This is a genomic window from Mycolicibacterium sarraceniae, assembly GCF_010731875.1.
GTDB classification, from domain to species: Bacteria; Actinomycetota; Actinomycetes; order Mycobacteriales; family Mycobacteriaceae; genus Mycobacterium; species Mycobacterium sarraceniae.
Genome location: NZ_AP022595.1, coordinates 3,573,258 through 3,585,732 on the forward strand (window position 1 = coordinate 3,573,258; position 12,475 = coordinate 3,585,732).

The following is a 12,475-nucleotide window of genomic DNA, read 5'->3' on the forward strand; positions in this document are numbered from 1 at the left end:
ACATCAACCACCACCATAATCGCCGGCCGCTCCGACGCCCTATTTGCCGACGACGCTCTGGCTCATCGGTAGTCGAAGATCGTCGTGCCGACCGCGGTGGGACTGTAGCTGATGTAGACCGGTTGTTGCACAAAGGCCTCGTATCCGGTGTTCAACAGATCGTCGGACGTGACCGTTGGAGTGTTGGTCGCGTCGGTTGTGTAGGTGTATAGCAGTGTCTGGCCATCGGCGCTATACACCCAAATGACCGTTCCAACAGGGACATTGGGTGCTATCGACGACGGCACGGTGCCGTAGACACCACCGGAATCGATGATCGCGGAAACTGGTTGAAGCGATCCACTGCCGACCTTTACCTGAAGCTGCGTGTTCGGTGCCCCGCTGACTGACACGCGAGCGGTCTTGGGGTTGGGGCCGAACACCAACACGCCGTCCGGTTCGTCGATGAGCACGCCATCGCTGAGATCGCCTGGTAACGCTGAGATGACACTGCTAGGCCCAGGCCCAGTCGCGTTCGGTCCGATTCCCAAGATGCCGGTGGCACCGTTGCCGGCGGCGAAGCTCTCGAACGATCCTGGGTAGGACAGAAGGGCGACATCGACGCTCGTCGGCTTGGTCACGATGCCGTTTCCGAAATTCACCGTCGTTTTGAAGGTCGCGTAGAGATAGGTCAACCCACCGCTGTAGGCGCTGACACCGAGCCCAGTGGGCAAGCCCATGCTGAACAGGTGGAGTAGGCCTATATTCCCGAGCCCGACCACGAGTCCCTCCGAGCCGGTGTCGACCAATACCGGCTTGGCCGGTCCACCACCGACGGAGACGTCGACCAGCGGCTCGGTATCGCCGTAGATGTGCAGAGGGACCGACGCCGAACTGGTTGCCGACTCCTGGGCGGCCGGCACCACGGTGGCCGGGGCTGCGTGCTGGCTGGCGCTGACGGCGGCGGGCTTCATGCCTGCTGCCGGACGCTTGACCGGGTTGATCTGCCCGCGCACGGCCGTCGCCGCCGCCGCGCTGGCAGGTCGTGCCCCTAGGGGGCCGTTGGCCGTCGTCCTGCGATCAGAGCCAAGGCCGCTGTGGCTCTGGTGGACTCCCGCGGACCCGGTGTTCCCACTGGTCGCTGTATCGGCCTGGGCTGTCCCGCAACCAGTGGACAGCGCCGCACCGAGGCCGAGCGCAATAGCACCGGCGGCCAGCCATCCGCCGAACACGACGGGGCGGCGCGTGCAAAGATCCTGCTCGCCCGGCATGTTTGCGGGCCGCCTGCCCATGCGGAGGTTCACGGTTTGCTGTTGTTCCATAGTTCCGGGCCTCCTACGATGTCAGCGCTGGTGATCAGGTATATCACGGGTTGCTAGCGTGTGCTCGCACTTTGATTTCGCCCACAGGCGCCTGCACCACGAGTGAGGCGGATTTCCCCGACCCCGCATACTTCGCAAATGTGCCGCCACTGCGGCTCGGTGTCACTCACATGCGTCAGTCTCACCCGCGGGGGTGACAGGTGAAAGACAGCGGCGGCGGCTCACCCACAGTTCATCATCTGGGCTCGCGGCACGATCTGAAGCTTCGCCGCGTATCTCCCACTCTCGCAGCGGGGTACTCAGAATCCGCGTGCTGAATCGAGATGATCGATCCCCGTCCGGTTACCAATGACCAGTAGTCACATAGCAGCGACCGCATCGCGTTAGGGCCTGTCACGCGTTACCCGGTCGACTGGTTTCGTCAAGTGGATCGGCCCCGGCGATTGGGGCTGATTGTGGCCCCAACCGATGGAAACTTCTGTCGAAGGCACCCTCAGCGGCTCGCGCGCGGATGGGGCTGGCACGCGATGCGGGGGGCGGACCCTGTTGTCGAAAGTCAGCGGGCCCACCTAGGTGGGTTGGGTCTGCGTCTTGAGTATGACCCGCACTTGCGTCAGGTGACCGCGACGGCCGACCTACCTCGTGTCGCTGGATGTGTCCGAGGGGGGACTTCGCCACTTACGACACGAGTCGAGACCTTTCAACTCAGTCGTTGAACAGGACTCTCACCGCTGGTGAAGGGGTGTTTTCGTGCATAGTGGCGACCTGAAAGAGCTCGACAAGGTACTCGGCGTGGGGATGCTTCCGCTCATTACTACAGTCGAGCACGCGTCGATCCCGGTAGCTACGTGCTTGAAATGTAGACGCTTCCGGACCGGCGGGACAGGGCTCTAGACTTGGGTTGCTTGGAGCGTTGAGCTTCGGGAAGTGAGCCCGAGACCCGGCCGGACGACCGTGGCGCTCGGGCTTCGCGGTTTCTTGAGCGCCTCAGACGTCGCGGATGGTGAGGACGGTTGGTGCGATGAGTTGGTGGATCGCGTGATCGAGCGCCGGCGTCGACATCCCGTTCCTACACGGCCGCAGTCGCGATCTGCGCGGCGACCTTCGGCGCGATGTGGTCTGCGGCCGCCCGGGGTGCGGCGCTTACCGCTGCGGGTCGAGCAACTCCGCGGAGGAATGAACTCGGTCGAGTACGTCGTCGAAGGTCGGAGCCGGTTCGGCGCCGAAGTAGAGACTGCGCATCGCGGTGTCGTGCTCCCGGCGAAGATCCGCGGTGAACACACCAGCAGAGTCGAAAGGAGCAGAGGTCGCGAAGCCTCCGGCGGGTACGGGATGGTCGCCGCCGAAGGCCAGCGAGACCTCGAAAGCACTGCGCAGAATCTCACCAACAACCACAGTGTCGACCAGTAGCGCAGTGACCGAATCATCGCCGAGCAACGCCCAGATGTCGTAGAACTGACGCCCAATCCGGGGAAGCCCGTGTGGACCCGTGCGCCGGGTCGGATCGACCGACAAAGTTATTGACCCGCAACAGTTTCTCGATCAACGTGCGCCCCGGATGCAGGATGTTCACGTCGAACGGACGCAGGTCATCCCACTTTCCGGCCAGCGTGGTCGATGACAGCTGGCGGTACAGGAGCGATTCCACTGAGGTGACGTGGGACGGCCGCGGTCCGCCGGTCTGGCCGAGCTCGAGCAGAATTGCCTTGGGGTCGGCCAACACACCGATGGAATCGCCGTGCACGAGGGGCAGCTCGAGGTAGGCCTTCTGCCACCTGGCGCCGCGCTTGCCGCCTGATTCCTCGCCTGTGCACTGTCCGCCGACCACCTGCTCGGCGGTTTCCAGCATTGCTTTCATCGTTCTTTTCGGTGCACGGATCGAGGTGTACTCGCCGATCACGAGGAGGTCGAGGTCCTCAGAGAACCGCTGGATGAGCCGCAGCTTCTCCAGGCTGGTGCCGCCCTTGAACACGATCTCCCCGCCGTACGCATCGACGAGGGCTCGTAACACTTCGCAGACCCAATAGTCCTTTTCCACGACCAGGGGCTGCACCCCGAGCTGTTCGGCTGCAGTCATGATGGTCGCTGCGAACACTTCGGGGTCGTGCTTGCGCCAGGGTGCCACGGGACTAGCCGCTTGCTGTTGACCGTCGCTGTGGATGCAGTTGATGGCGTCATCGTGGATGCCGATGGTGTTGATGTAGCGAAGGCCCTGTCCGCGTAGCGGGCAGGGCCTTCGTCTGCATGGTGACGGCGTCCTCGGTGCGGTGACGTCGCATGGTCGGTGATTCAGTCGTGGCCTGTTTCAGTGACCGCGATCCGGGCGGCTTTCTCATCGACGATCGCGGCTTTCGCGGCGAACGCCGCGGTCAGTGCGTGCACGGCGAGGTTGTTGACCGCCCGGGGGTAGCCCCGGGCGGCGTTGTGGATCAGGGTGATCGCGTCGTCGGAGAACAGGGTGTCGGTGCGGCCGGCGATCGTGGCGTGGTGGCCGATGTAGTCGGCGGTATCGGCGGGGGCCATGCCGGCGATCGCGTAGCGCATCGCGATGCGCTGATCGAGTGCGGCCAGCACGCCCAGACGCAGGCGATGCCGCAGGGTGGGTTGCCCGACGAGCAGGGCGGCGAAGGGTGACCCGGAGTCCATGTCGTGGTTGGTGAGCATGCGGATCGCTTCCATTTGGGTGTTGTCGAGCAGGTGGGCTTCGTCGATGACCACGACGGGGTTCGGCCGCGTTCGGCGTGTTCAGCGGCCAGGGCCTCGGCGGCCTGGGGGGCCAGGGTGGCGGTGTAGAAACTGGGCACCCGCCCCAACGCGGTGACGATGTGGTGCAGCATGCCGCGGACCCCGACCGAGGGGTTGGGCAGGTAGATGATGACGTGGCGGGCCGGATCGAGCGCGGCGGTCGCGGCCCGGATCGCGACGGTCTTACCGGCACCGACCTCCCGGTGATGACCCCGATCGCATGCTGGTCCACACACCAGGAGATCCGGGCGACGGCTTCGCTGTGGCCGGGGTGGCGGTGCAGCATCCCGGGGGCCAGAGCGCGGCCGAAGGGCATCCGGGTGAAGCCGTAATACTGTTGCAGCCGTTCGATACTCACGCCGACACCCCATCCTGGTCGTCAAGGCTGGCGATGTCGTCGATGCTGAGTTGTCCGGGGATCTGGCCGTCGGTACGCGCGGTGGTGGGGGTGGCGAACAGGGCGTTGTATCCGATGCGGTGATCGGCGCGGATCTGCTCGTGGTGGGTCTGGGCGGTCAGCGCCAGGTAGTCGATCCCGGTCGCCGCCGGGGCTGGTTCGGTGTTTCGGGTCGGGCTTTGGGGTGGGTATGGCGGGTGATGATGTGCGGCACGGCCCGGCCGTAGCGGACCTCGCGGTAGCGGACTTCGATGGTTTCCAGGTCGAAGGGTGAGAACACCAACTCCACCCGCCGCCCGATCAGGGCCGTATCGACTTGAAAGGTGTTGCCGTGCAACGACACCGTGGCCGTTTTGGTGACGGTGCGGTGCTCCGACCACAGGAACGCCTCGGTCAGATCCGCGGATGTCGGTACCGCCGGGCCGCGGCCGAGCCGGGTCCAGCCTTGCTCCCAGCGGTCCAGCGGGGCGTGGCCGGTCTCGGTGTGGGTGCGGCGGTGGTACTCGGTTTCGACCCACGCGGTGAACAGCCGGTTCAGTTCCAGCAGCGCGGTGCGGTGATCAACCCCGGTAGCGGCGAGCTGTTCGGCGGTGGTATCGACGATCTCGACCAGGAACTGCTCACGCACGGTGCGGAAGAACCGTTCGATCTTGCCTCTGCCCTGGGGGCGGTGCGGGTGGAATGGACCAGGCGCACGCCGAGTTTCGCGCACGCCCGCAGCAGCCAGGCATCGACGAAGGCCGACCCGTTATCGACATAGACGCTGGCCGGGACCCCGCGGGCGGCCAGTGCGGGTTGCAGCGCGGCACCCAACCGGACGGCGTCCTCGGCGAAGCCGAAACGGTAGCCGCAGACCAGCCGGGAATGATCATCGAGGAAGGCGAACAGATAGGTTTTCCTCCCGCCGATCCGCGGGCCGTGCAGGGCGTCCCCGGTCCACCGGTCGTTGGGGTTGGCGGCTTCGAACCGGCCGAACACCACCGGGGCATCCCCGGCGGCCGGGCCGATCAGCTCCAGGCGGTGGAACAGCCGCAGCAGGGTCGATTCCGAGGGCGCCCACCCGGTCGCGGTGCGCAGGATCCTGCCCACCTGCGCGGCGGTCCGGGCCGGTTCTCCCGCTTGAGGGCCGCGGCCATCTCCAACACTGCGGTATCGGTGCGCGGCACACGTCCGGGGCTGGGCACCAACTCGACGAACCCGCCGGCCCGATACCGGCGGATCCACCGATCCAGGGTGTCCCGGGAATACCGCACCGGGGTCCCGAACGGGTCGGTGTGCTCACCGGAGGCGATCTGGCGGACCAGCCGGCCCCGGGCCTTCGTCGACAGGCCCTGATCCAACGCCGGGCAGATCAACTGGTAGCGGAACAACCCCACCGCCTGGGCCCGCGCCCGGCGCTTCTCATCCTCACCCAACACCGCACTGACTCCTTCACCGCTGGCGATGCCGCCCAAACCCGTTGCCAGGGCAGTCATCCCCGCGACGATGGCCCATCGACCCCACCGCGCATCAGAGGGCAACTGGTGTTGCACCCACCCACCCCGACACCGGCGGCCACTCCGGCGCGAGCAGCCGGGCACCGCTGCACGCCACCGCCACTGAAACCGCCGTCACCGCGCCGACCAGCCGTCCCGGCCCGAACCGGGACACCATCGCCGCCCTCGCCGCGCCCACCGCAGCCAGAACATCCCCGACAGCTGTGCCGGTCGCCGGAGGTATCGACACCTCCACCCCCGCGGTCACCGCGACCCCGATGAACCACTGGCGCACCGCCTCGACCCGCCGACCGATCACCCGCAACCAGCGCCGGACCGTGCACGCCGGGATACCCGCCGCCGCGGCGATCCGCCGATGCCCGACACCGGCCGCCCGGGCCTGCAACACCGCCCATACCAGCTCCGCGGCATACGCCCTGCGCAGCAACAACGACACCGGCAACAACACATGAGTCACCGCACACCCCCCGGCACCGCGACCGGCGAGGCCGGACCGGACCCTCCAGCCCGACCACCCGCCGCGACCGCCCGAAACCCCACCGGGCCAGCACCCCGTCCGGGCACGACGGACACGACAGCTCCCCAGCCGCCAACCGGGACTCGACGCGAACAAGATCGACCTCTACGGTCACCATCAGTGCCTCCGAGCACTACAGCGCGGCACCCCGCCAAGCCGGCCAAGACTTCAGCGGGGTGCCGCGCACCATCAGTTCCTCGACACACTGACGGTGCAGACCACCAAGATCAAACCCCGGTCACACCAACGACCACATCGGCACGCTCAACGACGAAGGCCCACCCCGTGGTCGTCGTTCCCAGCGACGGTCAACACTTGCTAGACCGAACAGCGCCTGTGCCGCGGTGCGCGGGTCGGCAGCCGGAACCGCGTCGGCGAGATCCGGGCGCCCGGCGCGGTGCATGAGGTGGCGCAATCGTGCTCGAGATGGTCCGGGCTCGGTGGCGCCGGCCGATGCCATGCGGGGCGCGTCGATGCTGCCTGATTTGATTAGTTCCGACAATCGGTCCATCGCTTCCTCCGGTCCGGTTTCGATCAGCCGGTCCCAGCCGTCTAGCACTTCCAGCGCCGCCACCTCGGTGGGCGCCAAGGCGTGCTCGGCGCGGCCTCGCCGGGTGGAACGGTCCACGAAACGCACCGTAGGGGCGCTGGTGGGTGGGCGCCCCACCAGTGCGTAATCGGCGCGGCGGGGGATCTGGGTGGACAGTCGCAGTGCGTTGGCCGCCGACAGGCCCGCCGGGCCGGCACCTGGGCCGCCGGCCAACTCGATGGCCAAGGCCTGTGGGGCAGGCGGTGCCATTCCCAGCGGAGTCTTGGTGCCACGCCAGTACAGCCCTCTGCGGATATGGCGCAGTTCCCCCCGCTTCACCAGGTCTGCCAGCAGCCGCTGCGCGGTCGAGGGGGCGGTGTCGATGTCGGCGGTGCGCCAGAACTGGTTGTGGGATTCCAGGATGGAACGCCGGGCGGCCTCGACGCCGCTCCGGTTGTACTGGCCGCGCTGGGTCGGCATCTCAGTCACCTCCATCCGTTCTACATCCTGCTACGAGAAACTCTCAATCGTCTCTACATCATCCTACGAGAAACTCTCAATCAGTTCCGTATTACTCGGAAAAGCAGCCGCCTGAACTGCAGCTTTCCTCGGTGCAAGCCCGGCCGCGGCCTCCCGGTCTGGTGGACGAATCGGTGACATCTTGACCTGCCCATCAGTTGGCGAACCGTGTCGTAGGCAGGGAATACCGTGGGGGCTGTGACCACCGACCCGAGGGAGCGCCTTCTGCGGATGGCGGGCTTGATGTGGAGCAACGCCGACCGCGCCACTCGGGCGTGGCGGATGGGCGAGTGGGCGCTGCTGCACCGAGTCCGCGCCGACGGCAGCAGCAAGCCCCGCGATCCGTCCCAGTTCGTTCCGGACAGGGGAAGCAGCCTCGACCTCGACGACGCGCACTTCTTACCCGAGCTTGGCGGGAACTTCGTCAGCTCGACGGCGCGGTTTCCGGTGATGAACGCGGCCGAGTGCCTCGTGGGGGCATCCCAGACGTTCGGGGCGTCGCTGGAGCAGAGGCGAACCAGCACACTCTCGACCGGTATCTTGTGTCGCAGCGCCATCGAGAGCGCCGCCAAAACCATCTGGCTTCTCGCCGATTCCAACCGCGCCGTCCGGCGCGCCCGCTCTCTGGGCTATACCGAACGTGAGATCGGGTACCAGAAGAAGTGCATCGCCGTCGAGACGCGCTTTCTCAATGTGCGCACTGACGACCGCCGCGACGCAGCGCGCCAGAGTTTCGCCGAGACGGAGCAGCAGTTTCGAGAGCGGTTGAATTTCCTGACGTCGCTACCGAAGGCGGCCCGACAGCGGCCACCCTCAGACTATGAGTTCTTTGTCCGCTGGGCCGGGGACTGGATCGACCAGAATCCGCCCCCACACATCACCAATGCTGACGGATTGCCGTATGGGATGTCGATTGGGGCGGAGCGCTTCTACACTGTCGGATCGAGCTTCGTGCATTGATACAAATGGATGACCGCCTACCTCGGCACCGAAGAGGACGTCCTCACCCAACTCGCTGACAGTCTTGCTGCGGCGGTCATCATGACCGAGTGCGCCGTGGCGCTCTACGAGGCCCAGGCGACCCACCCGGCCCGAACCCGAGTGCGCCGCAAGAACTACCCCGAAAATCTGGAGCCTACGGTCTCCCTGTGGGCAGACCGATACCGCCTACCCGCACCAGCACTGGGGGAACCCATTCCGATGCTCTCGACGACAAGCGGAGGCCGGTCATGAGACAGTCTGAGCCGCAACGGATCACCGGTTGGTTCTACCTTCCCGAGGCTCGCGGTGATCGTGTGCCGGGAGTGCTTTGCTGGGAGCCCGATGACGGTGCGACCCTGGAGCTGATCGGTGGCTTCTCCCCGGGACCCGAGTTCCGCGAGAATCCGGCCGGCGGATGGGTCGCTACTGAGATCGTGGGCGACGTGCGGCCTGGGACGATCTACGGGGAATCGGCTGCCGGAGAACTGATTTCCATCTGGGATGCTCAGCGAGGCAGCCACACGGTGGGTTTCGGCGGCGGGGTGCGTGAGGAGTTCTGGCCTTCCTCGTGGATTTGCGTCGGTGCGCACATCATCAGCCCGCAAGAGCCGGCATTGGTCAAAGCAACCGTCACCATCGACGAAATTTACTATCTCACCGACGACGGCCGGTTCTGCGCGCCGCAGTGGGCGAAGATCGAAGGTGTTGAACATCCGGGGTCTGCTATATATCTGGCTCGACTGAGGAAACGGGAGCGCTTGACGCACGCGGGGAAGTCGATCCTGAAGTTGGCAAAGCTCTTCGCCACGTTTGTCGAACGGCTCGAAGATGAATTTGGCGCCTGGCAGTACCCGCCGGTGTCCGCTGGGGTGTTTGGCTCAGAGGTGCGCGGCACGATGACACGGGATAGCGACGCGGTCTGTTTCTGGTTGGTGCGACTGGGACGCCTGACGCTGTTTGGGGCGCAAGAACCGAAGCGATGGTGCAAAAGGTCCTTGCGTATGTGCCTAGCCGGCTAAACAGACCCGCGTGGTAACTGCGCGAATGGTGCTGCAGCACAACAAATTAAGCAGAGGAGAAGCAATGTTGAGGCGCGTGTCTCAACCAAGGCTGAGTGGCTGGATGTACGCCGACTCGGCAGCGCTTACCAGGGGAGACCCACGCGGCGGGTCACCCGCTGAGGTTGGTGGACCAGCGTTCTTCGATGCGGCCGAATCGCCAGATCGAGATGGCGAGAAGCCAGGAGATGACGAACAGGGCGACGATGATGTAGCCGACGTAGTCGAGGTCGATGTTGGCGATTGCGGCCAGCGGGCCGGATTCGATGTGCAGCCGGTCGGCTATGACGCCGACGAGTTCGATGGTGCCGATGATGAGGGCGACGGCCACCGACAGGGTGGTGATGGTCATGTTGTAGAAGATCTTGCGGACGGGTTTGGCGAAGGCCCAGCCGTAGGCGTAGTTCATGAAGACGCCGTCGGTGGTGTCCATCAGGGACATACCGGCTGCGAACAGGATCGGTAGCACCAGGATGGCGTAGAAGGGCAGATTGAACGCTGCGGCGCCGCCGGCCAAGACCAACAGACCGACTTCGGTGGCGGTGTCGAAGCCCAGCCCGAACAGAACGCCGATGGGGTAGATGTGCCACGGCTTGGTCACTGACTTGGTCAGCCCACCGAGGAAGCGGTTCATGAATCCGCGCGAGTCGAGCTGCTTTTCGAGTTCGGCCTCGTCGTATCGGCCTTGCCGCAGTTCGCGGAACACCTTGATGATGCCCAGCAGGGCGATGAGGTTGAGGATGCCGATGATCCAGAGGAACACCCCGGACACTGACGGGCCGATCATGCCGGTGATGGTGTGCAGCGGGGAGTTCTCGTCCTCGACCGGGCCTACGAGGGCCCGCACTCCGACGGACAGTAGGAATGCCAGAGTGAACACGATGGTGGAGTGGCCGAGGGAGAACCAGAACCCGACCGATAGGGGTTTGCGGTCGACGCGGTTCTGGAGGTTGTCGGCGATGAGTTTACGAGTGGTGTTGTCGACGGCCGCGATGTGGTCGGCATCGAATGCGTGGCGTAATCCGAAGGTGTAGGCCAGGATTCCGACGCCGACGGTGAAGACGGGATGGTCGCCGCCGAGGCGGTAGTGCTCGGGAACGACGAAGGCGAACAGCACCCCGAAGCCGATCAGGTGAAGCGCGATGATGAAGCCGTACATGCCAAAAAGTGACCGCTTGTCTGCATGGGACAAGGAGCGCCGAAACTGAGCAAAACCGCCGGCAGGCGAATCTGTGGTCTCCGATGTGGCCATGGATGGCGAGCGTATGCCCCACCTGATCGTCTGTCTATGTGAAAAGATGGGCGGAAGCGACGGAAGAACCTTAGCTTCGGCGGGCGCCGATCCAATGCAGCAGGTCATGCACCGTGCCCTCGTCTAGCTGGTAATTCACTGTGCGTCCGACTCGGACCGACCTAACCCACCCCTGGCGGCGTAAAACCCGGAGAGCCTGCGACACTGCGTTCTCCGTACGGCCGACCGCTTCCGCCAGATCGCTGACACAGATGTCTGGTGTGCGGTGCATTGCCAGCAGGATCTCTAACCGGTTGGGGTCGGACAGCATGTCGAAGCGCGCCGCCCATGTGGCGGTATCTACCTCGGTCACGGCCGACTCGCGCCCGATCGTTGCATGCTTTGCAATCTATCGAATGTTGACGCCACCCGCGTGGGCCTGTCGAGCATGTCGGTAGTTATCGCGAATCACTCTTAACCACAGAGAATGTCGTGTGAGCGGCCGTGGCGCACTGCCATCCCGTTGGGGGGGTGAGTGATGTGCTGCATCGACTTCGGCGCCCGCGGCCGCTCACCAGTCCAACCTAACAGATGAACATCTGAACAGCTAGACTGATGTTGGCCAGTGGTGGTCTGCTTATCTGGTCGACCACCGGGGCCGGCAGCCCATCGGTGACGTCCATGAGGACGCAGGAAGGAATTCATGGCTGAGTACTCCTTGCCCGAGCTGGATTACGATTACGGCGCGTTGGAGCCCCATATCTCTGGGCAGATCAACGAGATTCACCACAGCAAGCACCACGCGACGTACGTCAAAGGTCTCAACGACACGATCGCCAAACTTGAGGAAGCGCGCGCCAACGACGATCACGCCGCGATCTTCCTCAACGAGAAGAACCTCGCCTTCCACCTCGGCGGGCACGTGAATCATTCGATCTGGTGGAAGAACCTCTCCCCAAACGGTGGCGACAAGCCAGAGGGGGATCTCGCCGCGGCCATCGACGACCAGTTCGGCTCGTTCGACAAGTTCCGCGCCCAGTTCACCGCGGCGGCCAACGGCTTGCAGGGCTCTGGGTGGGCAGTGCTGGGCTACGACACCCTCGGAAACCGATTGCTGACATTCCAGCTGTACGACCAGCAGGCCAATGTGCCGCTCGGCATCATTCCGCTGCTGCAGGTCGACATGTGGGAGCACGCCTACTATTTGCAGTACAAGAATGTCAAAGCCGACTATGTGAAAGCCTTTTGGAATGTGGTCAATTGGGCCGACGTGCAAGATCGCTACGCCGCGGCTACAACGAAGACCGCGGGCCTGATCTTCTAATCCGATCCAGGGTTTCGTGATGGCCGACGATGACAAGACGCGGTGGGCAATCGACGTGATGACCGCGTGGGCGCAAGGCGGTGACACCGGCTTCGTCCATGATCGCGTCGATTCCTACCTCGGCGAACCGCACGGCTGTCCAGGGTTGATCACCGGGCTGATCAACCTTTCAGGGTTGTTGTTGATGGGCATGGAAGCAACCACAGGCAAGACCACACCTGAGATCCTTCAAGCGATCGCCTCGACGCTGTCACGGCAGGGGCAACCGCCCAGCCCCTCGTAGAAAATCTGGCAAGCTGAGCACATGGCGGTGCCGGTACAGGCTGATCAAGTGCGAACAGCTCTTGTTTCCGCAGGCGAGATCGGACCGTACTTTG

Annotated in this window: 11 protein-coding genes and 3 pseudogenes; 5 read left to right on the plus strand and 9 right to left on the minus strand. The window is 64.7% G+C overall.

Annotated features, from left to right (window positions below; all coding sequences use genetic code 11):
* Window positions 1-62 precede the first annotated feature (62 nt).
* From G6N13_RS17865 to G6N13_RS17890, 7 genes and pseudogenes are all read right to left on the minus strand, one after another.
* Window positions 63-1,301: a PecA family PE domain-processing aspartic protease gene (locus tag G6N13_RS17865; RefSeq protein WP_163699121.1), complete on the minus strand. Its 1,239-nt coding sequence runs from the start codon at window positions 1,299-1,301 to the stop codon at window positions 63-65.
* A gap of 1,143 nt (window positions 1,302-2,444) precedes the next feature.
* Window positions 2,445-2,738, minus strand: coding sequence for a hypothetical protein (locus G6N13_RS25325; RefSeq protein WP_235677805.1), 294 nt, complete (start codon window positions 2,736-2,738; stop codon window positions 2,445-2,447).
* Entirely contained in the window at window positions 2,725-3,378 is a 654-nt protein-coding gene (locus G6N13_RS17870) for a nucleotidyl transferase AbiEii/AbiGii toxin family protein (protein ID WP_235677806.1), read from the minus strand. Before G6N13_RS17870 ends, G6N13_RS25325 begins: the two co-directional genes overlap by 14 nt.
* Window positions 3,379-3,590: 212 nt before the next feature.
* Window positions 3,591-4,362 (minus strand): annotated as a pseudogene (locus tag G6N13_RS17875) (ExeA family protein).
* Window positions 4,363-4,400: 38 nt separating this feature from the next.
* Window positions 4,401-5,918: pseudogene (locus G6N13_RS17880) on the minus strand (DDE-type integrase/transposase/recombinase).
* Window positions 5,915-6,574: pseudogene (locus G6N13_RS17885) on the minus strand (helix-turn-helix domain-containing protein). Before G6N13_RS17885 ends, G6N13_RS17880 begins: the two co-directional pseudogenes overlap by 4 nt.
* Before the next feature lie 120 nt (window positions 6,575-6,694).
* A complete protein-coding gene (locus G6N13_RS17890; RefSeq protein WP_179965010.1) occupies window positions 6,695-7,480 on the minus strand; it encodes a P-loop NTPase family protein in 786 nt (261 codons plus the stop codon).
* A gap of 222 nt (window positions 7,481-7,702) precedes the next feature.
* Between G6N13_RS17890 and G6N13_RS17895 the strand changes: the two genes are divergently transcribed.
* From G6N13_RS17895 to G6N13_RS17905, 3 genes are all read left to right on the plus strand, one after another.
* A complete protein-coding gene (locus G6N13_RS17895; RefSeq protein ID WP_163699123.1) occupies window positions 7,703-8,464 on the plus strand; it encodes a hypothetical protein in 762 nt (253 codons plus the stop codon).
* A 9-nt stretch (window positions 8,465-8,473) separates the two neighbouring features.
* The gene (locus G6N13_RS17900; RefSeq protein WP_163699125.1) at window positions 8,474-8,737 is read left to right on the plus strand and encodes a hypothetical protein; all 264 of its coding nucleotides are present in this window, start codon (window positions 8,474-8,476) and stop codon (window positions 8,735-8,737) included.
* A 62-nt stretch (window positions 8,738-8,799) separates the two neighbouring features.
* Window positions 8,800-9,504, plus strand: a complete 705-nt coding sequence (locus G6N13_RS17905; RefSeq protein ID WP_163699127.1) for an ApeA N-terminal domain 1-containing protein — start codon at window positions 8,800-8,802, stop codon at window positions 9,502-9,504.
* Between the two features lie 151 nt (window positions 9,505-9,655).
* Here G6N13_RS17905 and nicT read toward each other — a convergent pair whose 3' ends face one another.
* Together nicT and G6N13_RS17915 are read right to left on the minus strand one after the other, a co-directional pair.
* Window positions 9,656-10,795 (minus strand): Nickel transporter NicT, encoded by a 1,140-nt coding sequence (gene nicT / locus G6N13_RS17910; RefSeq protein WP_163699128.1) that lies wholly within the window; start codon window positions 10,793-10,795, stop codon window positions 9,656-9,658.
* 70 nt (window positions 10,796-10,865) lie between these two features.
* Window positions 10,866-11,183 carry an ArsR/SmtB family transcription factor gene (locus G6N13_RS17915; protein WP_235678100.1) on the minus strand — a complete coding sequence of 106 codons (318 nt, stop codon included), beginning with the start codon at window positions 11,181-11,183 and terminating at the stop codon, window positions 10,866-10,868.
* Window positions 11,184-11,477: 294 nt separating this feature from the next.
* Here G6N13_RS17915 and G6N13_RS17920 point away from each other — a divergent pair, with 294 nt between their 5' ends.
* Complete coding sequence (locus tag G6N13_RS17920) at window positions 11,478-12,098, plus strand: superoxide dismutase (RefSeq protein ID WP_094483489.1); 621 nt, start codon at window positions 11,478-11,480, stop codon at window positions 12,096-12,098.
* Window positions 12,099-12,117: 19 nt separating this feature from the next.
* Window positions 12,118-12,381: a hypothetical protein gene (locus G6N13_RS17925; protein ID WP_163699130.1), complete on the plus strand. Its 264-nt coding sequence runs from the start codon at window positions 12,118-12,120 to the stop codon at window positions 12,379-12,381.
* Window positions 12,382-12,475: the final 94 nt, after the last annotated feature.